The organism is Streptomyces sp. NPDC005820 (assembly GCF_040630255.1).
GTDB lineage: Bacteria > Actinomycetota > Actinomycetes > Streptomycetales > Streptomycetaceae > Streptomyces.
Map to the genome: position 1 here is coordinate 96,444 of NZ_JBEXXE010000015.1, position 26,889 is coordinate 123,332.

The window sequence follows — 26,889 nt, forward strand, 5'->3', positions numbered from 1 at the left end:
GTCCGTCTGCCGGTCGACCAGGGGTTTCGCGCGGGCGGCTCAGATGTCGGCGGTCACGTCGGCAAGGTGGTGTCCGGGGCCGTAGCGGAGCAGGCCGCGCAGGGTGTCGTACGGGTTGCAGGGGCGGGCCTTGCGTCGGTGGGGCTGGTGGGTGAAGGGGATGCCGGACCAGGGGTTGTCCGCGTGGTGGTGGCTGCCGAGCGGGGCGTCCGGCTCGATCGCCCAGTGGACCCAGGTGCTGTCGTGGTGCAGGCACAGGATCTGGCCCAGGTACCAGACGGCTCCCTGGAGGAAGGGGCCCTCGCGGTCGGCGTCGAAGTCGGCGAGGGTGCGGTACCGGTCGCGTACCCGCCGTTCGAGCGCGTCCAGGCTGCCGGCGGAGAAGTCCCACGGCCCGCTGTCACCGGAGCCGGCCCAGTGCGGGTGGTCGTCCTGCCGGTCGGCGAGCCACCGCCGGAGCCGGTCGTCCATGGGCTGGGGGCCGACGGGGTCGAGCGGGGAGCGTTCCTTGACCGGCTCCCAGCCGGGGACGGTCGCCCGCAACGCCGCGACCGCGTCGGCGAGTTGCTCCAGCTCACGGGTGAACACCTCGCCGCTGCCCTCGGCGAGGGCGACGTCGACGAGGGTGCCCACGGACAGCGGTGGCAGACCGAGGGCGGGATCGGGCCGGACCAGCGGGTCGCCGTCCTCGCCTCCCGTGTCGGGGTCGATGTCCCACCGGCCCCCGCACACGTCCATGAGGACTTCCCCGAGGTAGGGGAGCACGGCCCGGCGCACGTCGTCCTCGGGCCCCTCGTCGAGCAGCCGCTGTTCGAGGGCGGTCAGCGAGGCGGGCGTGTAGTCGAAGGGGAAGTCGTCCGGGAGATGCACCTGTTCCAGCCGTGCGGCGAGCACCTGCAGATCGTCGAGCCACCGGTCGAGGAGCCGCTCACGGGCCGGGGAGTCCGGGTTGGTGGTCATGGCCGCGAAGCCTAGGGCCTCTCAAGTGGCTTCGCGGAAGGTGTGGTTGTTGTGCGCCGTACCTGTGCAACTCCTGTGGGCGACGGGAGTCAGGGTCTAGGGTGCCGAGGGCGGTGGCATCGACGGGGGCCATGCACCGCCCGACCTTCTTCCTTTCCTCGCCCTGCGTACAGGGGTTGCGACCCGCCCCCACGAGGGAAACACACCATGCTTTCTGCGATACATCTCCGCGGCTGGTTAAGAGTCCGTGCGGCGGCCGTCGTGCTCGGCGCGACCGTGCTGGTCGCCGGTCCGCTGCCGGGCCTGGACGACGCCGCCGACGCGGCGCCGGGGCCGATGCTGGGCCGCTGTATGGACAAGTACGGCACGGGCGCGACGCCGCCGCCGGCGTACCGGCTGCCCGGCTACAAGCCCGCGGGCCCGAATCAGTGGAAGTCACCGAACGCGGAGGACCGCTTCTACTCCTACGACAATCTCGCCAAGGGCTTCGAGGCCCTCACCGACCCGGATCTGATCGACCTGCCCGAGGGCGACAACCCGAAGAAGTACGGGTGGGGGACGCCGGAGAACGCGGTGGCCACCTGGAAGGAGAAGCAGGCCGGCAGCAAGCCCTACGCGGGTTCGTTCAACGAGTGGCTGAACAACGTCTATTCGCGCAACGAGGGCAACAACAAGCGGGGCAACGCCTTCGAGTCCGAGGTCGTCAAGTACTTCGACCTCGGCGGGGTGGACTGGATCTGCCAGAAGAACCTCCGTGACCTGAACCCCTCGCTGTACAGGGACCTGGAGCGGACGCTCGGCCGGGACGTCATGAAGGACGGCCGGGTCTTCGACGCGGTCAACCAGCGGACCCGGACGGTCTACGAGATCAAGTCCGGGGTGGGCTACGACTCCCGCCAGCTGAAGATCGACGCCGAACTCGTGCGCCGGGGCTGGCGGGTCGTGTACATCAACGGGCAGGAGCCCGACGCGAGGACGATCGCGAAGTACACCGAGGCCGGCGTGAAGTACTACCGGCACGCGGCCACTCCCAACCCGCGCTACACCGTCGGCACATACACGCCCCGCGACAACCGGCTGATGACCCCGGACCCGAACCGGCCGTCGTTCGGCTCGGGCGCCGACATGGCCCGCAGGTCCGCCCCCACCCCGGAGGACGCCCGCCGCCAGATCGAGCGGGCGCGCGGTCTGATCCAGCAGCCGGGCAACAGTCTGCGCAGCCCCGGCGGGGTCGACTTCTCCACCCTCGACATCTCCTACATCGGGCAGACGGAGACCGGGAACCTGTCGTACGCGTTCGGTGCGAAGAACGCGGACGAGGAGACCGCCCCGGGCTACGGCGGCAAGGAGAAGGCCGAGCTCATCTCGGACGCCTTCTTCACCTGGCTGGCGCTGACGCCCGATCACTTCTGGGTCAACCTCAACCCGGACGACCCGGCCACGATCATGAAGGCGCCGTTCGACAAGACCGACGCCGGTCGCGTCCTCCTCGAGGCCGACATGGAAATGAAGCACGACTTCGGTCGGGCCGAGGATCCGAAGACCGAGGCGGGGAAGCGGTTCTGGGACGGGATCACGCGGGTCGACGGCAAGCCCTGCATGGGCTCCACCCGCAACTGGATCGTCCCGAAGAAGGCCGAGGTCCGCATCGAGGACGACGGCGCCTACATCCTGAGCGCCCCGCTCGAGGTCAAGACCGTCGCCCAGGACTACAGCACTCCGGGCCCCGGTGGTGGCATGCCCTGCACCCTGACCGAGGCGCAGACCGCGCACAACATGGAGGTCTACCGGCAGACGATCCTGCCGGTGGTCGAGAAGCAGGTCAACGAGGACGCCAAGTACGCCGATCTGCGCCGCGTCTACAAGGCCCGGATCGCCGCCGAGTACGTCCGCCAGACCGTCGCGCAGGACCGGAACGCCTTCGGCGGCTCCTTCAAGAAGATCATCGACAGCAACGAGGTCAAGCGCTGGCCCCTGCGCGGCAAGAACGCCGACTGGGACAAGATGACCGTCTGGAAGGAGATGAAACGGTCGTACACCGAGGGGGACTTCAAGTACGAGATCCCCGTCGGGGGCGAGGTATGGGTGTACACCGTCGGCGGTGTCGACCTGACCAAGCAGCCCCAGCGCAAGGTGAGCAAGGCACAGTTCCAGGCCGAGAAGCCCAACCTGCCCTCGGTGACCAGGGGTTCGCGGGGCGAGGCCCTCGGCTACCAGGCGACCGGCACCACGGTGATGGGCGGTGACAACAGCGGCCGTTCCGGCGGCGGTGCGCCCGGGCCGTCGCCGTCGGGCAGCCCGACCGGCAAGCCCTCCGACCGGCCGACGGGCACCCCGCCGTCCACCGCCACCCCGGCGCCGGCGCCGTCCGGCAACGGCGGCCACGGCAGCACGCCGGCCGGGAACGGCGACCGGGGCGGCAGCATGGCCGACACGGGCAGCCGGGTCCTGACGGTCGCCGGGATCGCCGCCGCCCTCGTCGCCGTCGGCACGGCACTCCTGTGGATCAGGCGCAGGCGCGCCGTCGGCGGCTAGCCGCCACCCCGTACGGGACGGTCCGAGCGCGGACCGTCCCGTACACGCTCCAGGGCCTCCTACGTGTCCCGCCGCAGGCGGACCGTCATCAGCTGGAACGGCCGCAGTCGTACGGCGATCCGCGCGCCCTCGACCTCGAGTGCGGGGGCGTCGGCGAGCGGCCGTTCCAGCAGGTCGGTGGGGATGGCGCCGGTGATGCCGAAGCCGGCGGTGAGCGTCGCCCGGGCGCGGGCGCCGTGCGCCTCGTGGAAGCGGACGATCACATCGCCGCTGCCGTCGTCGGCCAGTTTCACCGCCGTGACCACCACCTGGTCCCGGTCGACGCCGATCAGCGGGGCGACCGGTGTCGCGCCGGTGAGCGTGCGGGCGGGCAGGTTGATCCGCCAGCCCTCGCGCACGGCGTCGCCGATCGTCGCGCCCGGCACCAGGGCGTGCCGGAAGCGGTGGACGCCCTGATCGGTCTCGGGGTCGGGGAAGCGCGGGGCGCGCAGCAGGGAGACCCGCAGGGTCGTGGTGGTCCCGCCGTCGGCGCCGGGGTCGTCGCGGACGGTGCGGGTGACGTCGTGGCCGTACGTCGAGTCGTTGACGACGGCGACGCCCCAGTCCGGCTCCTCCAGGTGCACGAAGCGGTGGTTGCAGGCCTCGAACCGGGCCGCCTCCCAGCTGGTGTTGGTGTGGGTGGGCCGGCGGACGTGCCCGAACTGGGTCTCGGACGCGTACCGTTCGGCGTGCACGTCGAGCGGGAAGGCGAGCTTGAGGAACTTCTCCGTCTCGTGCCAGTCGACCTCCGTGTCGATCACCAGCCGACGCTCCCCCGGCGGCAGCGACAGCACCTGCACGGCACGCGTATTGGTGTCCGACTCCACCCACATCCCGCCGGCCGGCACGAACCGCCCGTCCGCGACCGCCTTCTTCACCCGCGCCCACACCTCCGGCCGGGGAGTTCGGCCGGACGGCGGCGCGTGAGCTGGTGGCGCTGCTGGACGGGGGGCCGGCGGGGACCGTGCGGGTGCCGGTGCCGGGGGTGATCGTGCGGGGGAGCACCGGGGTGTTGCGGGAGGCTGAAGTCCCGTCACCAGCGTCGCCGTGAGCCGCCGTTCCGTCGGCCGCCCCGAGCAAATTTGGGGCGATGTTTGCTGATTTCAGGGACGGCGACAGGGAATACAGGTATCTATGGTGTCTCCGGACCACCTGTGCTTCACGAAACCGAGAGCACAGCGGGGCCGGGATCGGGGCGCAGGTACATCTCGGGGGTGCGGGCCGTGGCTTGCGGCAACAATCACGTCGGTCGATCACATCTGTCCCAAGCTCCCACGGCTGTCCACGACTTGGGGCGCATCGCGATCGAGGAGTTCCAGCGAACGGAGCGCGCCGCCGCGGTGCAGCGTTCGATCGAGAACTGGAAGGCGGCTCGGGCCACGGACGTCCCTCCCGAGGGCATGCGGCTGAAAAGCGCTCAAGACGAGCCGGCCTACAGCCGCATGGGTGACTGGAAGGGCGACAAACCCGTTCCCGGCACGGAGGATCTCGTCCACTCCTGGCTCGACCAGCGAGGACAGCCCGTGCAGGGCAACGCCTACCCTCACCTGCACGTGATTCACGACCCGTACAAGGGCGAGGTGAGGGTTCTCATCCGCCGTCTCAAGGGCCCTGAATCCACCAACGTCGCAAAGACGCCTGCTACGGAAAAGGTCACCTTGACGGGAGATCTCAGCGGCACGAGGGTGAACGAGGAGATCGAGAGACTCGCCGGCATCCTGCGCGAGACCGGGCCCTACCGGTGACGGGCCCCGCCGGGGCCCTGGATCAGGACGTCCTGCGCTCACTGGCCTTCACGTACGTCAATCAGTGGTCCGCATCCGTGCGGGAGCTGCTGCTCGCTCCCGCCGCGCACGGCACCGCGCACACGCTCGAAGACGCGCGGGAGACGTTACGGCGTGTGGTGCCCGCCGATCTGCTCTCCTCGCTGGTCCCCCTGGCGGTCGTCGACGAAGCCTCCCTGGCCTGTGCGGTGCTGAAGCCCCTGAGCGACGGTGACCGCACCCTCGCTCCCGGCACGGTCGTACGCCTGTTTCTCGGTGATGTGCCGCCGAGTCGCCAACTCGCTCTTCTGGACGTCGATCCGCTGCTCTACATCGCCTCTCTCGAAGAGGAGCTGTCGGCGCGGGAGGCCGGGCTCACCCGCATGCTGGACGAGATCGGCCCCGCCTACGAACGCGCCTTCATCGACCATGACAGACGCCCCCGCGACTTCGTCGTCCGGCCGGTGCGGCTGGCCTGCCAGAACGTCGTCGTCGGCTACGCGGCCATCGCCCAGGACAGCGCCTTCGACGGTCTGTCGGTGCCCGCCTGGATGACGGCCGAAGTGCCACATGTCGCCACTCACGAGGCCAACCGCGCCCTGGCGGCGCTGATGCTGTGCGACGCCTTCGCCCGCGGCGGCACCATCGAGGTCCGGTTCGACCGGCCGGCGTCGGTGCACCTCGACGGACGCACGATCCGCTACGCCGGCCATCCCGAAGGCCGTGTCCCTGCCGGCCTCCGTCGTTACGGACGCACCCGGGGTGTGCCTCTGGGAGCCGATGACCCCGCGTCGATCAGCCCCGCCGAGGCGAGGGAGTTGTTCCTGGCCGTCACCCCCATGCCCCGGGGGCTGCGTGAACGGGTTCGATCGGCCGTGGCCACCGACGGCATCGGCCCAGAGCGCGTCTGCTACGCCTTGCTCTCCCAGGTATGGCGTGAGCTCGAACTCGAGTTGCTGCTCGCGACGAGTGAACAGGGTGCGTCCGTTCTTGCCGGCGGCGCCGACTGGACCCACCGGTCCCTGCGGCAGGCGGAATCCGATGTCTGCCGTGCGGCCCTCATGGCCGGCATGTACTTCCGCCGGCTCAACGGCCGCGACAGTGCGGGTGCCACGGACGGCGTACGGATCGCGGAGGACGTCAGTGCGGGAGTGACCTGGACGGTCCACGAGGACACCGCCGCCGTCGAGTACCACATGCCGGACCCGGTGATCCCGCCCTGGTCGGCCCATGACAGCGCCCTTCCCGCCGCCCGATCGCTCACCGTGCTCCCCAGGGTCCATGTGAGCGACCGTGATCGCGCCGTCGTACGGGCGTTGCGCACCCGCGGCACCGCCGGAGCACTGCTGCTTCCGCAGGACACCCGGCTGCCCTTCGAAGCCGACGTGCCCGTGCTGCGCTGTCCGGACCGCCTCGCCGACCTGGACCGGGCGATCGAGGAAAAACTGCTCACTTCGAGGCTCGCACGCGGATGACGGCAACCACTCACACCACCACGCTCGTGTCCCTGCCCGGGGACGGGCACCTCCGCGCGCTCGTCGGAGACATCGCCACAGCCGCCCGCCGGTCGGCCGTCGCCGAGCCCGGCGACCGCTCCGACGTCGTCCGCTACGAGCGTCTGTGCTCCCAACTGGAGAGCCACGCCTGGCACGCCGCGGCCACGGGTGCCCCCTGCGTGGTCCTGGACGAACCACCCGACGGCCCCGGCCTGCCGGTGGCCGCCCCCGACCTGCCGGATCCGCTCGGCTCTCCGCTGGCCGACCGCGTGCCCGGCCACGCGGCGCGTCTGGTTCTGGGCTGGCTGGCCGAGAGCCACATCGTCGTGGCCGTCACCGTCCCCTTCGCGCCCGGAGGCACCGACCGCCACCCGCCCGGCCGGGCGCCCGCTCCCGAGGTGGCGGACCCCTGGCGCGCTCCCGACGGCGTGGAGGGCCGACGGGCCGTGGAGGCGCGGTTCCGGGCCCAAGTGGCGGCCGCCGTCCGCCCCGACGCGGCCGACCGACGGGCCGTCAGTCCTTCCGGGGTGCACAACCGCGTACTGACCCGGGTGCTGCGGCAGTACGTCGACGGACAACCCGACCGACGCATCGACGTACCCGTCGCCTACCGCGACGGCTCCGCCGCCGCTCACCCGTTTCCCCTCAGGTGCCTTCGCCTGGCCGACGAGCCGCCCGCACGGGCCGATGTCACCTTGCGTCTGGCACTGCTGTCGATCCGGCACAGCGAGATGGACGTCCTCATCGACGGTGCGTGGCTGCGCAACGCCGAGGTCTCCCGGCCCCGGCCCGCCGCACAGACGGATGAATTCGTGTACGGCACGAGCCTGGACCAGTTGGCGGCCCTCACCGATCACGGGCGGCGCACCCTGACCCTGCACATGTACCAGACGGGCCTGGACTCCGCGGTCGTCGGGTTCTACCGGGCCGTGACCGTCCAGCGCGAGATGCCCTCCGTGCTGGCGGAGTTCGTGGTCCGGCTCACCCGCGGGCTGGATGCCGCGGACATCTTCGGCGACATTCTCGGGTTCCTTCCCACCGGCAAGGCGATCGAGGAGGCCTGCGAGCTGATACGCGCCGGTCTGGGCGACGGCGTCGACGTGTACGCGCTGCTGTCGTCCCTGCCGGTGGAGGACAAGCGCGCCGCCCTGGCCGCGCGGCGCAAGGGCGACCGCCGCAAGATCGTCATATCCACCAACCTCGCGGAGACGTCCCTGACCGTCGAGGGGGTCCGGTTCGTCGTCGACTCCGGGCTCATCGCCCAGTCCGAGTGGGACGTGGACACGGCCCAGGGAAGCATCAGGACCAAGGCCCACTCGCAGGCCGGGATCAAACAGCGTTGGGGGCGGGTCGGGCGCAAGGCTCCGGGCTGGGTCTTTCCGCTGTACAGCAAGGAACAGCTGCTCAGGCTCGCCGAGGACACCGCTCCGGGTTCCACCCGTGAGAACCTCGAACGTCTGGTGATGACCGCCAAGATGGGCGGCCTGGACTCCGTCGTCGACTTCCCCTGGCCGGCCGCGTTCGTCCCCCCGCCGCCCCTCGCGCTCGGCGAGGCCGCCGAAGCGTCCCGGAAGACGTTCGTCGAAGAGCTGCACCGAGCCGACCGGGCTCTTCAGACCAATGGCTCCCTCGACGCGGGAGGCCATCCCACGACGTTCGGCAAGGAGCTGAACCGCCTCCAGGTCCTGGGCTCCACCGGTGCCGCGCTGGCCGTCATGCACGCCGACCGTCTGGCGTGTCTGCCCGAGGTGACCGCCGTTCTGGCCCTGCTCACCGCGCCGTCACGTCTCGTCGGCCCGACCGGCCTGCTGCTGACCGACTTCTCCTGGCCGGACGAATGGCGGTACGAGGCCGCGGAGCGCCATCGTGCCCTCGCCAGTGGCTGCGAGGACGACGCGGAACTGGTGCTGCAGATCGTCGCGGGCTGGGAGCGCGCCGATCCCGACACCCCACCGTGGGAGGCCTCCCCCGCCCGGACGGAATGGGCACGTCGCTGGTGGGTCGGCAACGACCGTCTGGTGACCGCGGCCGCCACCCGCCGGGACATCCTCGGCGGCCTGTCCCCGGCCATGAAGGAGGAAGTCAAACGGTTCGTCGAGCCGTCGCTGCTGCGCCGCGCCCGCGGAGCCATCACCCGGGCCTTCGCCGACCTGGAGCACGTCTTGCACGGCACCGACTACGTCGCCGTCCACGGCGGGCAGGCCGCACCGTGCGCCGCCCATGCCGGGCAGCTGACCCGGCTGCCCGAACGGGTCATCCCCCTCTCCCGAGTCCGAGGCCGCGACGGGACCCGCCTGGCACACCTCGTCACCGCCGAGCCGTGGGCGCTGGACGGGGCGTCCGACACCACGGGACCCGCCGACGCCGCCCGCCTCCTGGCCCTCGGCGCCCTCCACGCCCGGCCCGAACCGCGCCGCGATGTCATCCGCGCCCTCCTGGCGGAATGGCCCGCCGGCACACGGGCCCTGCTGCACCTGGACCGGGACGCCGTCGGTCGGCCCGTGGCCGGACACGTCGAAGCCCGGCACGCTCCGTCTCCCCTCCCCGAGGCTGCACGGGAACTCGCCGCGCTGGACGCTCAGGAGCAGCTCGCTCACGGAGGGGCGGCGACGCTTGTGGACGCCTCTCCGGAAACCGATCGCAGCTGGCCCACGAGCGAGGAACGGATCCCCGACGTCGAGGCCCTGGCCCGCACCGCTGTCCTCGATCACCGTGACGTCGAAGCCGACGAGACGGCGTGCGGGCGGTGTTCCCGTTGCCTCGCCGGTGACCTGGCCGCGTGCGACGCCCCCCGTACGGCCGCGGGCGGTGGGGCGCCCGGCGTCCCGCGCGGGCCCGGACGGCCGGCGTCGGCCGGGAGCACCGACGTCTCCCGGCCGTTCGTCCTGGCGCAGGAAGGCGGCCTGAACGGCGACGGCTGGTACGAGGTGGTCGGGTACCACGTCACGCCCGACGGGGAACCACTGGTCTGTCTGCGTCCCGACTGGCGCCGCCCCGAGGACACCGACGGTCCTGGAGCCCACCCCGATCTGCAGGCGGGTGACCACATCGACGTGGTCGTCGGTCCCCTGGTCGGCGACCACGACGGGGAGTTGCGCGTGCTGACGCGTGCCGACGGCCGGGGCCGGTTCCTGTTGCGGGAGGCCGATCCGAATCCGGCACGGCAGGACGAACGAGCCCAGCTCGCCGTGGCCCTCCACCGGCGGGACACCGGTCAGCTGGCCGACCTCGTCGAGGGCACCACGGTCACCGCGACCGTCCTGCCGCGCAGCCAGTCGGGGCATTTCACCGTCACACTCGTCGACCTGGCCCACCACCATGTCCAGGCGGCCGCCAAGGGCGCCCGTGACGTGGCCGGCGTGGTCACCGGCGTTCCCAACGGCAGCGGTTTCGTGAACGTCCGTCTGCTGACCCACGACAGCGGGACGGGACTGCGCCACGTGATCAGCGCGTCGGCCGGGGCGTCACCGCCCGAGCCGGAGGCGCCCGTCGTCGTGCGCCTGTACCAGGAACGCTCTCGTCTTTCCTTGCAGGGGCGCTCGTTGCGTCCCGTCGCAGACGTCGTCGAGGATCTGCCCGACGCGTCCCTGCTCGGCCTGCCGGACGGGCCCCTGCCGGAAGTGGGGGGCAGCGGGGTCTTCCTGAGGGCGGAGCGCGTCGTCAGCCGCAGCAGCGCCATCGCACTCGCCGAACTGGCCCTGGACGCCACCTGGGTCCGTGACGTCTGGTTGTGGTGGGCGCGGAGCCGTCACCACAGTCCGTCGCGGACGGAACCCGTGCTGCGTCCGGGCACCGACCGCGAGCCCGTCGATCTGCCCGCCGCCGTCCGCGTGGAACTGCCTGCCGAACTGCGTCTGCCCGCGGCCGAGGTCACAGTGATGCATCCGGTGGGCACGCGGGTCACCGCCGTCGTGACGGCCGTCAAGGCGGAGTTGGGCCGCGCCTGGCTGCGCCTGTTCGACGGTGTTCCCGCGACCGTCTCCCAGCGCGACCTGGGGGCCGGTCAGGGAACGATCGCGGACGCCCTTGTCGTCGGAGGCGAGTTCACCGGTCTCGTGACCGGTGTCTTCGACCGACAGGGCTACGGCATGCTCACGCTCAGACCGACGGACGGCGCCGCCGGTCCCGTCACCGGCACGGCCGGGCAGGAGACCGACGGCGGAGGGGATCCGGTCCCGACCCTGGCCGAGGCAGGTGCACGCTACCCGGTCGGGGCGTGGGTCGGTGCCGTGGTCCACCGGGTCAGTGCCGAGCTCCGCCGTGCGTGGCTCCGGCTCCCGGACGGGCTGACGGCGACCGTGCTCGCCGCCGATGTGGGCGTCCACGGCGTCCTCGTACTCCCCCACATCCTGACGCCGGAACAGGAAGTGACCGGCACGGTGAAGGCGGTCACCCTGCATCGGGACACTCCGCAGATCCAGCTGGATCTGCGGAACCTGGAGACTCCCCCGTTGGAGCAGCAGCTCGCCGACGCGGGTGTACGGGAAGGCGTCGTTCTCACCGGACGCGTACGCAATGCCGTCGACACGGTGGGGGTCTTCGTCGAGGTGCTCCCCGGTTTCAACGGCTTGATCCGGGCACGTGACCTGGAACCGGGACGGCGGCCTTCCTCCTATGCGCGGGGCACGGAGCTGACCGTCTGCGTCGACGCGATCCGTGAGGACCGCAAGCGTCCCGGCCTCCCCTCCTTCGATCTGAGTCTGGAGCGGTGAGGCCGGGAAAGCCGGGCGGGGTCAGCCCATCGCGGCGGGCTCGCGCCGGAACTCCGTGAGGAAGAGCCGGCAGAAGGCACGCGCGGTCCGGTCGCGCCCGTGGGCGGCGAGATGGTCCAGGATGCTCCAGTAGTGCGCGTACTGCACACCGCGCAAGGAGAGGGTGAACGAGGAGACGTCGTGGCTCCAGCGCCGGATACGGCCGATGCCCTTCACCGCGTGGAGGACGGCGAGGGCTTCCAGGCTGTCGGCGAGGACGTCCGCCCCGGCGGGCATCGGCAGCCCGAACTCGGTCAGTGCCGCCAGGTATTCGGCGCAGAGCTCTTCTCGTAGCGCCCAGCCCTCCTCGTCCAGGGGGACGAGGGGAAGGTCGTCGATGACCGTGACGGCCTCCTGCAGCAGCGGCAGGGTCGTCTTGGATTCCACGTCGATGAGGACGAGGGCTTCGTGCCGGGTGAGGATCCAGTTCCCGGGGTGGGGATCCTTCTTGGCCACGACCGCCCTGCCCGGCGCCGCGAGCGGGTGAACCAAGTCCTGCAGCGCCTTGCGAAGGCCGCCGGACGCGTCGAGTTTGTCGCAGGCCTTGGTCACCTGGGCGGCCCAGTCCTGCGCGTGCCGGGCGGTCGCGGTGCGGGGTGTGCCCGCGTCGTCGAGGGCGCGCCAGGCCTGGAAGGCGGCGAGGTAACGCAGGGCACGGGCGAAGTGGGGAAGCGGATCTCCCTCACCGCCGGCGATCCGGTCGGTCACGGTCGCGCCCAGGAGCCGTCCCTGCATGCGCCGCATGACATAGACCGCCTCCTGTTCGAGCACTGTCTCGGGCGGTGCTTCGACCGGGACCAGTCCGAGGGGCTCGGGCAGTTGCCAGTCCGCCGGGGCGTGCCGTTCGGTGAGCCACTGACGGAAGCGTTGCGTCCATTCCCACTCCCGGGCCGCTGCCGCCGCGTCCAGTCGTTTGAGGACGATGGTCTGCTCGATCAGCCGGTGACCGTCGTTGAGGACGAACACCCCCTGTTCTCCGGTCCTCCGCTGGCCGCCGAGGACGGAGGCGGCGAACTCACGGTTGCGGGCGGCCAGTTCGGCGGCCCGCTGCAGAAGCGCCGGCCGGTCGCCCGCGAGGAGCGGCTCGGACAGGAAGGCCGGGGGCAGACCGGCCAGGTGGGACGGGTCGAGGGTCTCGTGCTGCCGGGCGAGGTCGGCGAGCTGCAGCACCGGCCAGGGCCAGGCGGGGTCGCAGGTCGCCGCCTGAAGTGCGCATCCCGCGCTGCGGGTGAGCTGGGTGTCGTCCTCGGTGATGCGGTGCAGGCGTTCGGCGGCAGCCGCGGCAAGACTACGGTTCTCGCGGGCCCGGTTGCCGCCGGTGTAGGTCTCTTCCTTGAGCTCGAGGGCGCGCTTCAGATCGTCGGCGTCGCGGTTCCTCGTACCGCGTCGGTAGTAGGCGTCTCCCAGGTGGCCGACGATCGCGGTCCGATCCCGTTCCGGCCGGAGGCGCGCCGTCTCCCCGTCTGCGGACTCGAGTGCCAGCGACTCCTCCAGGTTCTTGATCGCCAGCTCGAGCAGACGGTCGGTGGGGGTGAGTGCGTAGGAGCGCAGTGCGGCCTCGCCCAGGCGGCTGTGGACGATGACCGGGTCGTAGTCGGGGCGGACCACGGACGAGGCGTTGCCGGCCTTGGCCAGTGACTTCTGCAGCCAGCCGACCGCCTCGTGCAGGAGTCCGGCGGCGTCCTCGCTGTCGGCGTCGTCGCCGGCGGCCAGTGCTTTGGCCAGGTCGAGGGCGCAGGCACCGGCGTCGGCGTAGGCATCGGTGCCGGCGGGGTCGTCCAACGCGTCGAAGCTGAGCCGGTACAGGGTCAGAGCTCGGTCGAGGGCGGCGGGTGCGGCCTCTTCGTCGGCCCGGGCGAGCAGGCGGGCGACGAGTGCGGCGTTGCCCGCCACGTGACGCTGCCCGGGCGGCGACAACTCCGGGTGGACGATGTCGATTTCGATGCGGTCCAGCGCGTCCTCCAACAGGAGGCGGCACCGGTCGATGCCCTCTGCGACGACCATGCTCCGGCACGCACGGGCCAGAGCCGTACTCGGAATGGGCGTGTCGGACGGCAACGCGACGATCTCTCCGGCGAGTCGGCGCAGTGCGTCGGTGTCCCTGTCCGCCACGGCACGATCCACCGCGTCGTCGAGTTCCCGTACGCGCAGTTTCACGGCGAGGCCGGCTGATTCCGGCGAGGTGTCCAGCAGGGCGCGCGCCTGGACGAGGTCGGCGGCCGAACCGGCCCGGTCGCGGCGTCGCTGCCGGACCCGGGAGCGGTCCACCAGGGCTGCGGCGATCACTCGGCCGCTCATGTGACCGGCGGTTTCAGGAGCGAGCAGGTCGCTGAGCGCGTCCTCGAGTCGTGCGGTGCTGCGGCGGCCGACGGCGTCGACGTCGAAGCGGTAGAGCTGGTGCCGCACGTGGCCGCGCCGGGCCAGGAGGTACCCGGGGTGGGCCCCCTGGAGGTTCGACGGTCCGCCCGTCGCCCGGGCGTCGGAGTACGCGGCCTCCGCCTCGCGCAGCAGCCGGATCCCTTCGTCGAACTGCCCGCTGCGCAGCCTGACGAGGCCGAGCCCGGCCAGGACGTCCGCCCTTGTCGCCCGCAGCCCTCTCGAGGCCGGTGGACGGCGGAGCGCGAGGAGGACGGTGTGAGCCTTCTCGAGGTGAGCGGTTGTGCGCTCGGCGCGGAACAGACGGAGATGGATCTCGGCCCGGTAGGCGAAGTGTTCCTCGCTCTTGTCCTCCTGCTCGGCGAAGGCCGAGTGGCGTTCGGCGCGCTGCAGCAGGCCGACGGCCTCGGGATCGGTCTCGTCCAGATCCCGGGCGAGCAGGACGAGTGCGACGGCGAGCTGGCCGTTGCAGGTGCAGCGCCTTGCGATCGGCATCTTCTGTCCGTTGCGGTCGCCCCATTCGAGGGCCCGGACGGCCTCGTTCAACAGGAACCGGCCGGGCTCGCGCTGCCCGTCCATGAAAAGCTTCTGCCCGAGGTGGAAACATCTGCTGCCGAGTTGCAGGGAGACCTCGCGCCGGGTGAGCATGAGCGGCATCCCCTCGGCCCGCAGGGCTGCCTCAAGGCCGGGACCACGTCGGGAGAAGTACTCGCGGAACATGTACAGCAGAGGAATCCACACCGCCTCGCGCGGTTCCTTGTTCCGATGCTCTCTGGTCGCCTTCCAGGCCCGTACCAGGTCGTCCGGCGCCGGATCCACGGAGACGGCGTCCAGCCTCACAGGACGCACGCACTTCCGCATGGCCGGTGACAGGTCTCCGGGCAGGGGGACTCCGTGCGTGCGTAAGGCCGTGATGATGGTGTCGAGGGGGGATGCCTTGGGTGCCCGGCGTGTCGCCCGGTCGCTGTCCGTCACCCGGCCATCGTGGCAGGCGGGTGAGGGCCGGGCAAAGGATCTGGACTGCAGGGATGGAAGGTGCTACGGGGTGACGAAACCCCCTAGCGGGACACTTCGGTACGGGCGCTGTCGACGAACCGGCGTACCGCGTCGCGCGTCAGGTCGGAGCGCTCCTTCATGAGGTCCACGTCCGCTGCCTTCTTGATCGAGGAAACGGTCTCCCGTGCCGCTGCGGCCGCTTGCCGTATGTCCTCGTCGCCGGCGAGCAGGGTCACCCGGTAGTAGGCGGTCCACATGGTGCTGCGGGCCGAGTAGACCGGGGTGGAGTCGTGGGCGGCGCCGTTGTGTTCGGCGAACCAGCGATCCATGAGTTCCCTGCGGAGCTCCATGACCGCTTCCGCGAAGGCGACGTAGGCCGAGATGCGCTCCTCGTGCAGACGGGCCATGGACGTGTTGCGCCGCTGCAGGAAGTGCGTGACGAACGCACCGACCGCGGTGCCCAGCAGAGCACCGCCGATCCCGGTCACCGCGGAAACCATGTCAGCCATGGGGAGTACCTGTTCAACGGAAGCGGTCTTCAATCGCGGCGCCCCGACTTCCCCGCAGGTGCGGCGGGCCGGCTTTCGGTTCCCGGCGTCCCCGGCCCTCGCCGGGGCCGCCCTCGGCCGTCCATGTGACAGCCAAGCGGGTGGGAAACGGGGCCGCGGCACGTCAACGGCGGCCCGACCGGCGTTGCACATGACGCACCTCCATTCCTAGGGAAAGGCCGTTCCATGCGCCGTACCACGCTGCTCGCCGTCTGTGCCCTCATCACCGCCGCCGCGACCGGATTCTTCGCCACCAGTGCGATCCGCAGCCGCTGACCTGGGCTGCGGTCCCAGTCGCCGTACTGTTCCGACACCACCAGGCCCGCTTCCGTCAGGAAGCGGGAGAGGGGGTCCGGGGCGAGGAAGCGCAGCACGCTTCGGCTGCGGTGCGGGACGGTCCAGTCGGGGCCGGTGTCGGTGTGGGTGAACGCGACGCGGTCGCCGCGGACCGGGGTCTCGACCTCGCAGGCGCAGTGCACCACGGTGCCCGTCGGGTCCACGACCTCGCCCGAGTACCGGATGCGCCAGTCCTCCCACTCCCGTACGAGAGGGTTGCGGATCTCGAACGCGAAGCTGCCCCGGTCGGTCAGGGCGGCGGCGATCCTCGTCAGCGCGGCGCGCAGTTCGGCGTCGTCGAGGAGGACCTGGAAGGCGTGACCGGTCATCACCACGAGGTCGAACTCACGGTCCCAGTCCGGTGCCGCGGTCAGGTCGCCGAGGATCCACTCGATGTCCGGGCGCGTCCGGGCCACCTCCAGCATCCCGGTGGCCGGGTCCAGACCGCACAGCCGGCCGGTGTGTCCGTCCTCCCGTGCCCTGCGCAGCAGCGCGCCGGTCCCGCATCCGACGTCCAGGACGGACCGAGCGGCCATCACCAGGGGCAGATAGAGGGTGAAGTCCCCGCGCGCGTCCCAGGGACAGTAGAGGTCGTACAGCGCGGCGATCCGGGAGTCGGAGAACTGCGTGTCCACCATGGCCGCCAGCCTGCCAGGCGCCTCCTGCGGACGGCGACATCATTTCGCGGCGTCCGCCGCGCCTTCGGCACATGGACCCGGAACAGTTCGATCTTCCCGGTGGACTCGGTCCGCGCGGGGTGGCAGCGTGGGCCCATGACCATCGATGCCGACGGGGCGAGCCCCGTGGAGCGGCCCGAAGCGGCCGTCGAGACCTTGCGTTACTCGGCCTTCACCCGCGACCCGGCGGGCGGCAATCCCGCCGGGATCGTGCTGGACGCCGCCGGGCTCGACGCGGCGGCGATGCTCGCCGTCGCCGCGCAGGTCGGCTACTCCGAGACGGCCTTCGTCACGGATCGCGACGACGCGGCGCGGCGGTTCCGGGTGCGCTACTTCAGCCCACTGGCCGAGGTGGCCTTCTGCGGGCACGCGACCGTCGCCCTCGCGGTGGCCCTCGCCGAGCGGCTGGGTCCCGGGGAGATCGTGCTGGACACCCCCGCCGGTGAGATCCCCGTGGCGACCGAAAAGGGTGAGGACGGCGCGGTGCTGGCCACCCTCACCAGTGTCCCGACGCGTTCCCGCCCCGCCTCCGGCGCCGAACTGGACGCGACACTCGCGGCCCTGGGCTGGGCGGTCGGCGATCTCGACCCGGCGCTGCCGCCGCATGTGGCGTTCGCCGGCAATGACCACCTGATCCTGGCCGCCGCCTCCCGGGCTCGTCTGGCGGACCTCGACTACGACTTCGACGGCCTCGCCGAGGTGATGCGGCGGCACGGCTGGACCACCGTCCACCTGGTGTGGCGCGAGTCGGCGGAGCGCTTCCACGCGCGTGATCCGTTCCCCGTCGGCGGTGTGGTGGAGGACCCGGCGACCGGCGCGGCGGCCGCGGCCTTCGGCGGTTACCTCCGCGCGCTCGGGCTCGTCACGGCCCCGGCCAGGATCACGATCCGTCAGGGAGAGGCCATGGGCCGCCCCAGCGATCTGCTCATCGAGGTGGCCCCGGAGCTCGAGCGGACCCGGGTCACGGGCCGGGCCGTGCCGATCGGCTAGGGGGTACCCGGCCGCTACGGAAGTCCCGTCGCCCGCGTCGTGATCGAGCGCGGCAGCCGGTCGGCGCAGGCGCGGAAGCGGCCGGCCAGGTCGAAGCGTCGTGGGTCGAGGACCCACTGGAGTCGCGGTCCGTCCATCACCGCGCCGGTCTCCTCTGCGACCTCGGTGACGTCGGTGGCCTCCTTCGACTCGCCGCTTTCGGCGGCGCGTTGCGGGGAGGCCGCCATGACGACGACGAGTTCGGCGTAGGCCCTACGAACCCCGTCTTCCCCTACGGCCACGGCATCGACGTGCCGTAGGGGACGGGAGGCCGCGGGGTCAGCGGGCGGCGAGGAGCTGCAGGGTGTCGATGACCCGGTTGGAGAAGCCCCACTCGTTGTCGTACCAGGCGACCACCTTGATGTGGCGGCCGTCGACACGGGTGAGCTCCGAGTCGAAGATCGACGAGGCCGGGTTGCCCGTGATGTCGGAGGAGACCAGGGGGTCCTCGGAGTATTCGAGGATGCCCGCGAGGGGGCCCTCGGCGGCCGTGCGGTAGGCGGCGAGGACCTCGTCGCGGGTCACGTCACGGGCGACGGTGGTGTTCAGCTCGACGATCGAGCCGACCGGGACGGGCACGCGGATCGAGTCGCCGGACAGCTTGCCGTCGAGGTTCGGCAGTACCAGGCCGATCGCCTTGGCGGCGCCCGTCGTGGTGGGCACGATGTTGACCCCGGCGGCGCGGGCACGGCGGGGGTCGCGGTGCGGGCCGTCCTGGAGGTTCTGCTCCTGGGTGTAGGCGTGCACGGTCGTCATGAAGCCGTGCTCGATGCCGGCCAGCTCGTCGAGCACCGCGGCCAGCGGGGCGAGCGCGTTCGTCGTGCACGAGGCGTTCGAGACGATCGTGTGCAGTTCCGCGTCGTAGGCGTCGGTGTTGACGCCGTAGGCGAGGGTGACGTCGGCGCCGTCGGAGGGCGCGCTGACGAGAACCTTGCGCGCACCCGCGTCGAGATGGGCGCGGGCGGCCTTGGCGGAGGTGAAGCGGCCGGTCGCCTCCAGCACGAGGTCGACGTCGAGCGCGGCCCACGGCAGCTGTGCCGGGTCGCGCTCGGCGAGCACCTGGATCCGGCGGCCGTCGACGACGAGCGCGCCGTCCTCGACGGTGACCGGACGGCCGAGGCGGCCGGACGTCGAGTCGAAGGCGAGGAGGCGCGCGAGGGCGGTCGGCTCGGTGAGGTCGTTGACGGCGACGACCTCGAGGCCGGTCTCGCGCTCGAGGAGCGCACGCAGCACGTTGCGTCCGATGCGGCCGAATCCGTTGATGGCGATGCGAGTCATGAATCGTGTCCCTTCGAGTCGCCCCCAGCCTCGCCTGCGGCGGACGGCCGCGGCCACGGCGTGAGCGCCATGGTTCGCAAGGATCTCGCCAGCCGTGGGGGGCGGTGCTATTCGCCGCGGGTGAAGGTGCGCCGGTACTCGCTGGGGGTGGTGCCGAGGATCTGCTGGAAGTGCAGCCGCAGGTTCGCGCCGGTGCCGAGTCCTACGTCGGCCGCGATCTGCTCGACCCCGCGCTCGGACCGCTCCAGCAGCTCACGGGCCCGGTCGATCCGGGCCCGCATCACCCACTGCATGGGGGTGTATCCGGTGTCCTCGACGAAACGGCGGGAGAAGGTGCGCGGGGACACCGCCGCGTTCCGGGCGAGGGTGTCGAGGGTGAGGGGTTCGTCGAGGTGGTGCAGGGCCCATTCGCGGGTGGCGGCGAACCGTTCGCCCAGCGGCTCCGGCACGCTGCGCGGCACGTACTGCGCCTGGCCACCGCTGCGGTAGGGCGCCGCGACCAGGCGCCGGGCGGCGTGGTTGGAGGCGGCGACGCCGAGGTCGCCGCGCAGGATGTGCAGGCACAGGTCGATGCCGGAGGCCGCGCCGGCCGAGGTGAGGACCGTGCCCTCGTCCACGAACAGGACGTTCTCGTCGACCCGCACGAGCGGGTGTTTGGCCGCGAGGGCCCGGGTGTAGTGCCAGTGGGTGGTGGCGCGTCTGCCGTCGAGCAGGCCGGTGGCGGCGAGCGCGAAGGCCCCGGTCGAGATGGCGGCCAGCCGGGCGCCGCGGGCGTGGGCGGCGAGCAGGGCGTCGACGACCTGCGGCGACGGGTCCTCGCGGTCCGGGGACCGGTAGCCGGGGAGGAAGACGATCTCGGCCCACTCCAGGGCCTCCAGACCGTGGGCCACGTGGTACGACAGCCCGTCGCCCCCGGTGACCAGGCCGGGTTCCGCCCCGCACACCCGTACCTCGTAGGGCATGCTGGCGCGGGTCGTGAACACCTGTGCGGGGATGCCGACGTCGAGCGGCTTGGCGCCTTCGAGCACGAGGACGGCGACGCGTCGGAGGCGGGAGGGCGGCACGCCGCACAGCCTACGGGTCAGGGGCCGGGGCGTCGTAGGTGGTCACTGGCCGGTGGTCCCGTCGAGGCGTTCGCGGAGGAGGTCCGCGTGGCCGTTGTGCCGGGCGTACTCCGCGATGAGGTCGATCATGATCCTCCGCAGCGAGAACGGCTCACCGGTGCTCCTGCGGACGACGGTCGCGTCCAGCGAGGCCGCGGCCGCCGTGATCTGCCGGGACCTGTCGCACTCCGCGCGCCAGAGGGCGAAGTCCTCGGCGACATCGCCGTCCAGGTCGTCGAAGTCCTGGTCGGGGTCGTCGTCGGAGTAGTGGAGCAGGGGGATGTCCTCGCCGGCGAACTGGATGCGGAACCACCAGCGCTCGACACCGGCGAGGTGCCGTACGAGGCCGTGCAGGGACATCGTGGACGGCGGGATCGCCCGTTCGTTCAACTGTTCCGGTGACAGGCCGGCGCATTTGAGCGCGAGGGTCGCCCGGTGCCAGTCCAGGACCGCGCTCAGGGTCTCCCGCTCGCCCCCGGCGCCGGGAAGGGCCGGGCGGTCGTCGTCACTCCATCGGGGTGCGAAGTGCTGGGGTGTACTGGTCATGGTGCCGAGTGTGTCAGCCGCCACTGACAACGGGCCCGTCCGAGCGGCGCAGGCGCAGGGTCAGGATCTGGAAGGGGCGCAGGGTGAGGTGGACCTCGCCGTCGGTGACGCGGTGGCTCGCCGGGTCGGGCAGGGGGCGTTCCAGGAGGTCGGTGGTCTCGGCGGAGGCGAGGGGGAAGCCGGGGGTGAGCGTGGCCCGGGCACGGACGCCGTGGGCCTCGAAGAGGCGGACGACGACGTCCCCGCCGCGGTCGTCGGCGAGTTTGACGGCCTCGACGACCACGCCCGGGTGGTCGACGGTGACCAGGGGGGCGACCGGGGTGCGGCCGGGCCGGGTGCGTTCGGGGAGGTTGAGGTGGTAGCCCTCCCGGACGGCGTCGGCGAGGTCGGCGCCGATCAGCAGGGCGTAGCGCAGGCGGTGCACGCCCTGGTCCTGGTCGGGGTCGGGGAAGCGGGCGGACCGCAGGAGGGAGAGGCGGACCGTGGTGGTGGTGCCGCCGTCGAGGCGGACGTCACGGGTGATGTCGTGGCCGTAGGTGGAGTCGTTGACGAGGGCGGCGCCCCAGTCGCGTTCGCCGACGTGGAGGAAGCGGTGGGCGCAGACCTCGAACTTGGCCGCGTCCCAGCTGGTGTTGGTGTGGGTGGGGCGTTCGACGTGGCCGAAGGGGATCTCGGCGGTGGAGTGCGCGGCCCGCACGTCCAGCGGGAAGGCGGCCTTGAGGAGCTTCTCGCGCTCGTGCCAGTCGACGACCGTGTCCACGAGCAGCCGCCGTGACCCGGCGGGGAGGGTGAGGGTCTGCTCGATCCGGGACGCCCCGAACGACCGGACGACGTGTACGGCGCCGTCCTCGCCGGCGGTGACCGAGTCGGCCTCGGTGAGGTCGCGTACGGAGTTGCGGTAGAAGGCGTCGATGTCCCAGGCGTCCCACTGGTTGGGGAAGTCCTGGTGGAGCTGGAGGAGGTTGGCGCGGGCGCCGGGGGCGAGGGCCTCGCGGTCGGCGGTGAGGTCGTGGGCGGAGGTGATCAGGCCCTGGGGGTCGACCGTGACGCGGACGAGCCCGTTGTCGAGGACGAAGCCGTCGGCGGTGGCGCGCGGACGCACGGGGGCGGCGGGGTCGTCGGCGCGGGGTACGGCGCCGAAGGCGGGGACGCCGGCGCGGGCGTGCGGGGCGGCGTTGAAGACCAGGGTGCCTTCGCCGTCGTCCGCGAGGCTCCCCTGCGCCGCGTCGATCAGGTCCTCCAGTTCCCGGGCGACGGCCGCGTAGGTCTCCTCCGCCTCCCGGTGCACCCACGCGATGGACGTCCCGGGCAGGATGTCGTGGAACTGGTGGAGCAGGACCGTCTTCCACAGCCGGTCCAGGGCGTCGTACGGATACGGGTGTGCGTGCCGTACGGCGGCGGTCGCGGCCCACAACTCGGCCTCGCGCAGGAGGTGTTCGCTGCGCCGGTTGCCCTGCTTGGTGGCGAGCTGGCTGGTGAGGGTGCCGCGGTGGAACTCGAGGTAGAGCTCGCCGGACCAGACGGGCGCGCCGCCGCCCGCCTGGTACTCGGCGTGGGCGCGCGGGAAGAAGTCGGCGGGGCCCTCGACGGTGATGCGGGCGGAGCCCTCCAGGTCGGCCATCCGGGCGGCACGGGAGAGCATCTCGCGGGTGGGGCCGCCGCCGCCGTCGCCGTAGCCGAACGGGATGAGGGAGCTGTTGGAGCCGGCCTTGTCCTGGAAGTTCCGTACGCTGTGGGCGACTTCAGCACCGGAGAGTTCGCCGTTGTAGCTGTCGACGGGCGGGAAGTGGCTGAAGATCCGGGTGCCGTCGATGCCCTCCCACCAGAAGGTGTGGTGCGGGAACTTGTTGGTGGTGTTCCAGGAGATCTTCTGGGTGAGGAACCAGCGCACCCCGGCGAGCTTCATCAGCTGGGGCAGGGCGGCGTTGTAGCCGAAGGTGTCGGGCAGCCACATCTCCTCGGTCTCGACGCCGAACTCCTCGAGGAAGAACCGCTTCCCGTGGACGAACTGGCGGACCAGGGCCTCGCCGCCGCTGATGTTGGTGTCGGGTTCGACCCAGAGGCTGCCGGTGGGCAGGAACTGCCCGGTCTTCGCCTTCTCCTGGGCGCGGGCGTAGACCTCGGGACGGTGTTCCTTGAGCCAGGCGAGCTGCTGCGCCTGGGACATGACGAACTTGAACTCCGGGTGGTCGTCCATGAGTTGGGTGACGTTGGAGACCGTACGGGCCACCTTGCGGACGGTCTCGCGCAGCGGCCAGAGCCAGGCGGTGTCGATGTGGGCGTGTCCGACGGCGGAGATCCGGTGGGCGCCGGCGTGCGCGGGGGCCGCGAGGGCGGGGGCCAGCGCGGCGCGGGCGGCCGCCGCGCTGCCGCCGATGTTCTGGAGATCGACGGCGTCCAGGGCCTGTTCGGCGGCGCGCAGGAGCTGCCAGCGGCGGGGTGAGTCGGGGGAGAGTTCGTGCATGAGCTGGTCGAGGACGTCGAGGTCCTGGACGAGCTCGTACACCGGTCGGTCGACGACCGCGAGGTCCAACCGCCGCAGCCGGTACAGGGGTTCGCCCGGGTCGGCCGCGGGGTCGCCGAGCCAGGGGGCGCGGCCGCCCACCGAGGTCGGGCCGAAGGTGAGTTCGCCGGGCGCGGTGTGCATCACGACCGGGTTGGCGGCGGCCTCGATGTAGGCGCTGAACTCCTCTCCCCCGACGGCGGATCCGGTCACCGGCAGCCAGGTGTTGCGGGGGTTGAGGGCCTTCACGGCGGTGCCGTCGGCGCGGTGGACGAGCCCTTCGGCGGAGAAGCCGGCCGAGTGGGTGGCGAAGCCGAGGTCGAGGACGGCCTCGACGGGGAGTCCGGCCCAGTCGGCCGGGATCGTGCCGCTCACCTTGAACCAGCTGGTCGTCCAGGCCGGGCCCCACCGGTCGCCCGTCCGGGCGGGGCGGTAGGGGGCGGTCAGGCCCTCGCGTACGGGCACGGGTTCGCCGGGGACGTCCCAGACCTCGACGCGCAGCGGGACCGAGCGGGCGTGGACGGCGGGCCGTATGCGCTCGTCGAGCACCCGGCGCAGTCGCTGCTCGGTGAGTTCACGGTCGTTGTGCATGGCTGTCTTCTCCGTGGGGGGTCGCGTGAGGGGTGCTGATCTCCTGGCGGCGGCGCTCAGCCCTTCAGAGCTCCGCCGAGGGCGAAGCCGCCGCCGAGCTTGCGGGAGAGCAGCAGGTAGAGCATGACGACGGGCAGCGAGTAGATGAGCGAGAAGGCGGAGAGCTGTCCGTACTGCGTCTGGTCGTGGGCGCTGAGGAAGGTGAACACACTGACGGACGCGGGGAGTTTCTCCGGGGACAGCAGCAGGATGAAGGGGACGAAGAAGTTCCCCCACATGCCGATGAAGGTGAAGATGGTGACCACGGTGACGCCGGGGCGCATCAGCGGCAGGACGACCCGCCACAGCACCTGCATCGCGTGCGCGCCGTCGATGCGCGCCGCCTCCTCCAGGACGATCGGCACGCCGTCCATGAAGTTCTTCATCAGCCAGATCCCGAACGGCAGCGCGGAGGCCGCCAGGAACAGGGTCGTGCCGGGCATCGAGTCGATCAGGTCGACCTGCACGAACATGCTGTAGACCGGGATCATCACGGCGGTGATGGGCAGCCCGGTGGAGAACAGGATCGTGTAGAGGAACGGCCGGCGCAGGCGGGAGCGGTAGCGGGACAGCGGGTAGGCCGCGAGGATCGAGACGACGACCGTGATCAGGGTGCCGAAGCCGCACAGCAGCAGGCTGTTGAGCATCGGCCGGTAGGTGGTGTCGACGTTCAGGATCGCGTCGAAGTTGTCGAGGGTGAAGGTGTCCGGCCACTTCAGCCGGAAGGTGTTGAGGTCGCTGACGGAGGCGAGGGCCATCCACAGCAGCGGCAGGACGTACGTCACCGACACCGCGAGCAGGACGAGGTTCACCCCGATCCGGCCGAGGCGGGAGCGGCGCCGCAGGGAGGCGGGGCGTGCGGTGGACCGGTCGCGGCGGGCGGTGCCGGTGGGCGTCTTGACGGCGACGGCCATCACTCGTCCTCCAGTCGGAGCAGCCGGATGTACACGGCGGAGAACAGGGCGCCGACCACCAGCAGGACGAGCGCGATGGCGGTGCCGTAGCCGATGAGGCTGTTCTGGAACGCCTGTTGGTACATGAAGACGGGGAGGGTCTCGCTCTTGTTGCCGGGGCCGCCGCGGGTCATGGTGTAGATCAGGCCGAAGACGGAGAGCGTCTGGAGCGTGATCAGCATCAGGTTGGTCAGGATCGACCGCCGGATGACCGGCAGGGTGACCCGCCACAGCCGCTGCCAGGGGCCGGCGCCGTCCATCTCGGCGGCCTCGACGAGTTCCCTCGGCACGTCGTTGAGGGCGGCGGAGAAGACCATCATCGAGAAGGCGGTGCCGCGCCAGACGTTGGCCAGGCAGACCGCGAGGATCGGCAGGGTGTAGAGCCAGTTCTGCCGCGGCAGGTGCAGGGTCTGGAGGAGCGAGTTGAGGGATCCCTGGTCGTAGAAGAAGGCGTACATGAGGTAGCCGGCGACGACCTCGGGCAGCACCCAAGCGGCGATGACCACGCCGTTGGTGAGCGAGCGGACCGGCTTGGACGCCTTCTCCATGAGGACGGCCAGGGCCAGTCCCAGGGTGTTCTGTCCGACGACGGCGGAGCCGACCACGAACACCAGGGTGAGGCGTACGGCGTTCAGGAAGTCGGAGTCCCGGAAGGCGCGGGTGAAGTTGTCGAAGCCGGTGAAGTGGGTGCCGGAGGCGCCGGTCAACTGCATGTCGGTGAAGGCGTAGTACACGCAGTAGGCGATCGGTCCGGCGAGGAAGACGGCCAGCAGGACCACCGCCGGCAGCAGCGGCAGGCCCCGCAGGAGGCCGCGGACGGGTGCGGGGACCCCGCGGGACCGGCGGTGGCCGTCGGTCCCGCGGGAAGTCGGGGCGAGTGCGGTCACGAGGTGCCCTTGACCGTCTTGTCGTCGCCCACGGCGGCGGCCACGTCGCTGTCGTAGGTGGCGGCGGCCTTGTCGACGGAGGCCTGGCCGGTGGTCACGGACTCCATGGCCTTCTGGATGGCGGTGGAGACCTGGTTGTAGGCGGGCAGGCCCGGCCGGTAGTGGGTGTCGGCGACGAGGGCGGTGAAGAACTCGTTGGTGGGCACGGCCTTCAGATACGTCGGGTCGGTGGCGACGTCGGTGCGGGTGGCGATGGTGGCGTTGAGGGCGTTCCACTTCGCCGAGTTGGTCTTGGTCTGGATGGACGCCAGGAACTTCCAGGCGAGGTCGGCGTTGCCCGCCTTGGCGGGGATCGACCAGGCCCAGCCGCCTGACATCGATGTCTTGCCGGGCGCCTGTCCGTTCTGCGTCGGCATGGCGGCCGTCCCCATGGTGCTCTGCCACGCGCTCCACGGCTTGGCGCTGGTCGAGCCCCAGTTGTTGGGCATCCAGGAGCCGTCGATGTCGATGGCGAGCTTGCCCTCGGGGATCAGCTCGGTGCCGACGGTGGTGCCGAAGTTGGCGCCGAGGGCCTGGTCCACGGAGGGGCCGAGCTTCTCGCTGAAGACGGTGTGGACGAACGTCAGCGCGTCCTTGAAGCCCTGGCTGCCGACGACCCACTTCTTCCGGCTCGCGTCGTAGAGGGACTTGTCGGCGGCCGGGGTGCCGTACAGGAGCATCTCGAAGCCCTGCATGGAGGAGGCCTCGCCGCCGGCGGTGCCGGTGTAGATGTTCAGGGGGGTGACGCCGGGCAGCTCGGCCTTGATCTTCCGGGCGGCGGCGAGGACGTCGTCCCAGGTCCTGGGCTGCCAGGGCACGGAGATCCCGGCCTTGGCGAGGAGCGTCTTGTTGTACCAGATCCCGCGGGTGTCGGTGTTGTCCGGGACGCCGTACACCTTGCCGTCGGAGGCGCCGTTGACCGCGCCCTTGGCGGCGGTGGCGTACTGCGACCAGTCGGCCCACTTCGCGGTGTAGGCGTCCAGGGGCTTGAGGTAGCCGCCCGCGATGTCGGAGTTGATCAGCGCGGTGTCCTCGTAGACCAGGTCGGGGGCGGTCGAGGGGGACCGCATCATGAGCTGGATCTTGGTGTAGTAGTCGTTCTCGGAGGCGGTGACGGGGACGAGGTTCACCTTGGTGCCGGGGTGGGCCTCGGTGAACTCCTTGACCATCGAGGCGAGGTAGTTCGCCTGGAGCTTGTTGCTGCTGTTGAGGTTCTGCCAGTAGACGACCTTGATGGACTTGTCGGAGCTCCCGGTGGAGCCCGATCCGCAGGCGGTCGCGGCGAGGGCGGTGGCGGCGGTGAGGGCGGTGATGATGGCGAGTTTCGAGCGCACTGGGTTTCCTCCGGAACGAAAAAACCTGTGGGAAGCCGCGTAGGACGCGAACGCGCCGGCTCGGTGCGGACGGCGCCTCCCTTGCGCCACCCTGCGCGCCCGGTCCCTTC

At 71.3% G+C, this 26,889-nt stretch carries 17 protein-coding genes and 2 pseudogenes; 5 read left to right on the forward strand and 14 right to left on the reverse strand.

From position 1 onward, the window contains the following. Window positions 1–39 precede the first annotated feature (39 nt). Window positions 40–960 (reverse strand): hypothetical protein, encoded by a 921-nt coding sequence (locus tag ABZ464_RS20095; RefSeq protein ID WP_359278761.1) that lies wholly within the window; start codon window positions 958–960, stop codon window positions 40–42. A gap of 207 nt (window positions 961–1,167) precedes the next feature. Between ABZ464_RS20095 and ABZ464_RS20100 the strand changes: the two genes are divergently transcribed. After that, a complete protein-coding gene (locus tag ABZ464_RS20100; RefSeq protein ID WP_359278764.1) occupies window positions 1,168–3,495 on the forward strand; it encodes a hypothetical protein in 2,328 nt (775 codons plus the stop codon). A gap of 59 nt (window positions 3,496–3,554) precedes the next feature. Here ABZ464_RS20100 and ABZ464_RS20105 read toward each other — a convergent pair. Next, window positions 3,555–4,346: pseudogene (locus ABZ464_RS20105) on the reverse strand (glycoside hydrolase family 38 C-terminal domain-containing protein); the annotation flags it as partial. Between the two features lie 33 nt (window positions 4,347–4,379). Next, a pseudogene (locus tag ABZ464_RS20110) lies at window positions 4,380–4,424 on the reverse strand (hypothetical protein); the annotation flags it as partial. 399 nt (window positions 4,425–4,823) lie between these two features. On the opposite strand from ABZ464_RS20110, the gene ABZ464_RS20115 reads away from it, so the two are divergent. The 3 genes from ABZ464_RS20115 to ABZ464_RS20125 are packed head-to-tail and all read left to right on the forward strand — an operon-like array spanning window position 4,824 to window position 11,505. Next, entirely contained in the window at window positions 4,824–5,279 is a 456-nt protein-coding gene (locus ABZ464_RS20115; protein ID WP_359278767.1) for a hypothetical protein, read from the forward strand. Then, window positions 5,276–6,772 (forward strand): hypothetical protein, encoded by a 1,497-nt coding sequence (locus ABZ464_RS20120; RefSeq protein ID WP_359278769.1) that lies wholly within the window; start codon window positions 5,276–5,278, stop codon window positions 6,770–6,772. Before ABZ464_RS20115 ends, ABZ464_RS20120 begins: the two co-directional genes overlap by 4 nt. Then, the gene (locus ABZ464_RS20125) at window positions 6,769–11,505 is read left to right on the forward strand and encodes a helicase-related protein (RefSeq protein ID WP_359278772.1); all 4,737 of its coding nucleotides are present in this window, start codon (window positions 6,769–6,771) and stop codon (window positions 11,503–11,505) included. The genes ABZ464_RS20120 and ABZ464_RS20125 overlap by 4 nt, the downstream gene beginning before the upstream one ends. A gap of 21 nt (window positions 11,506–11,526) precedes the next feature. On the opposite strand, the gene ABZ464_RS20130 is transcribed toward ABZ464_RS20125, so the two are convergent. From ABZ464_RS20130 to ABZ464_RS20140, 3 genes are all read right to left on the reverse strand, one after another. After that, a complete protein-coding gene (locus ABZ464_RS20130) occupies window positions 11,527–14,769 on the reverse strand; it encodes a hypothetical protein (RefSeq protein ID WP_359278775.1) in 3,243 nt (1,080 codons plus the stop codon). Between the two features lie 209 nt (window positions 14,770–14,978). Then, entirely contained in the window at window positions 14,979–15,425 is a 447-nt protein-coding gene (locus ABZ464_RS20135; RefSeq protein WP_359278778.1) for a hypothetical protein, read from the reverse strand. A 29-nt stretch (window positions 15,426–15,454) separates the two neighbouring features. After that, the gene (locus ABZ464_RS20140; protein ID WP_359278781.1) at window positions 15,455–16,438 is read right to left on the reverse strand and encodes a class I SAM-dependent methyltransferase; all 984 of its coding nucleotides are present in this window, start codon (window positions 16,436–16,438) and stop codon (window positions 15,455–15,457) included. A gap of 135 nt (window positions 16,439–16,573) precedes the next feature. On the opposite strand from ABZ464_RS20140, the gene ABZ464_RS20145 reads away from it, so the two are divergent. Continuing rightward, window positions 16,574–17,467, forward strand: coding sequence for a PhzF family phenazine biosynthesis isomerase (locus ABZ464_RS20145; protein WP_359278784.1), 894 nt, complete (start codon window positions 16,574–16,576; stop codon window positions 17,465–17,467). A 14-nt stretch (window positions 17,468–17,481) separates the two neighbouring features. Here the strand turns inward: ABZ464_RS20145 and ABZ464_RS20150 are convergent, their stop codons facing one another. The 8 genes from ABZ464_RS20150 to ABZ464_RS20185 all read right to left on the reverse strand — a co-directional run bounded on the left by ABZ464_RS20150 (window position 17,482) and on the right by ABZ464_RS20185 (window position 26,779). After that, window positions 17,482–17,748, reverse strand: coding sequence for a TetR family transcriptional regulator C-terminal domain-containing protein (locus ABZ464_RS20150; protein WP_359278787.1), 267 nt, complete (start codon window positions 17,746–17,748; stop codon window positions 17,482–17,484). A 37-nt stretch (window positions 17,749–17,785) separates the two neighbouring features. Then, window positions 17,786–18,784, reverse strand: coding sequence for a type I glyceraldehyde-3-phosphate dehydrogenase (gene gap, locus ABZ464_RS20155; protein ID WP_359278790.1), 999 nt, complete (start codon window positions 18,782–18,784; stop codon window positions 17,786–17,788). Window positions 18,785–18,891: 107 nt separating this feature from the next. Further along, window positions 18,892–19,848 carry a helix-turn-helix domain-containing protein gene (locus ABZ464_RS20160; protein ID WP_359278793.1) on the reverse strand — a complete coding sequence of 319 codons (957 nt, stop codon included), beginning with the start codon at window positions 19,846–19,848 and terminating at the stop codon, window positions 18,892–18,894. A gap of 42 nt (window positions 19,849–19,890) precedes the next feature. Then, the gene (locus tag ABZ464_RS20165) at window positions 19,891–20,433 is read right to left on the reverse strand and encodes a DinB family protein (protein WP_359278797.1); all 543 of its coding nucleotides are present in this window, start codon (window positions 20,431–20,433) and stop codon (window positions 19,891–19,893) included. 13 nt (window positions 20,434–20,446) lie between these two features. Next, window positions 20,447–23,527, reverse strand: a complete 3,081-nt coding sequence (locus tag ABZ464_RS20170) for a glycoside hydrolase family 38 C-terminal domain-containing protein (protein ID WP_359278799.1) — start codon at window positions 23,525–23,527, stop codon at window positions 20,447–20,449. Window positions 23,528–23,583: 56 nt separating this feature from the next. Then, a complete protein-coding gene (locus ABZ464_RS20175) occupies window positions 23,584–24,480 on the reverse strand; it encodes a carbohydrate ABC transporter permease (protein ID WP_359278801.1) in 897 nt (298 codons plus the stop codon). Continuing rightward, window positions 24,480–25,325 carry a sugar ABC transporter permease gene (locus tag ABZ464_RS20180; protein WP_359279005.1) on the reverse strand — a complete coding sequence of 282 codons (846 nt, stop codon included), beginning with the start codon at window positions 25,323–25,325 and terminating at the stop codon, window positions 24,480–24,482. The genes ABZ464_RS20175 and ABZ464_RS20180 overlap by 1 nt, the downstream gene beginning before the upstream one ends. Before the next feature lie 77 nt (window positions 25,326–25,402). Next, a complete protein-coding gene (locus ABZ464_RS20185) occupies window positions 25,403–26,779 on the reverse strand; it encodes an extracellular solute-binding protein (protein ID WP_359278803.1) in 1,377 nt (458 codons plus the stop codon). Between the last annotated feature and the right edge of the window lie 110 nt (window positions 26,780–26,889).

Coding starts and splice junctions, on each gene's coding strand:
- ABZ464_RS20125 (WP_359278772.1), top strand. CDS start 6,769: ATGACGGCAACCACTCACACCACCACGCTCGTGTCCCTGCCCGGGGAC.
- ABZ464_RS20165 (WP_359278797.1), bottom strand. CDS start 20,433: ATGACCAGTACACCCCAGCACTTCGCACCCCGATGGAGTGACGACGAC.
- gap (WP_359278790.1), bottom strand. CDS start 18,784: ATGACTCGCATCGCCATCAACGGATTCGGCCGCATCGGACGCAACGTG.
- ABZ464_RS20170 (WP_359278799.1), bottom strand. CDS start 23,527: ATGCACAACGACCGTGAACTCACCGAGCAGCGACTGCGCCGGGTGCTC.
- ABZ464_RS20135 (WP_359278778.1), bottom strand. CDS start 15,425: ATGGCTGACATGGTTTCCGCGGTGACCGGGATCGGCGGTGCTCTGCTG.
- ABZ464_RS20140 (WP_359278781.1), bottom strand. CDS start 16,438: ATGGTGGACACGCAGTTCTCCGACTCCCGGATCGCCGCGCTGTACGAC.
- ABZ464_RS20175 (WP_359278801.1), bottom strand. CDS start 24,480: ATGGCCGTCGCCGTCAAGACGCCCACCGGCACCGCCCGCCGCGACCGG.
- ABZ464_RS20095 (WP_359278761.1), bottom strand. CDS start 960: ATGACCACCAACCCGGACTCCCCGGCCCGTGAGCGGCTCCTCGACCGG.
- ABZ464_RS20100 (WP_359278764.1), top strand. CDS start 1,168: ATGCTTTCTGCGATACATCTCCGCGGCTGGTTAAGAGTCCGTGCGGCG.
- ABZ464_RS20145 (WP_359278784.1), top strand. CDS start 16,574: ATGACCATCGATGCCGACGGGGCGAGCCCCGTGGAGCGGCCCGAAGCG.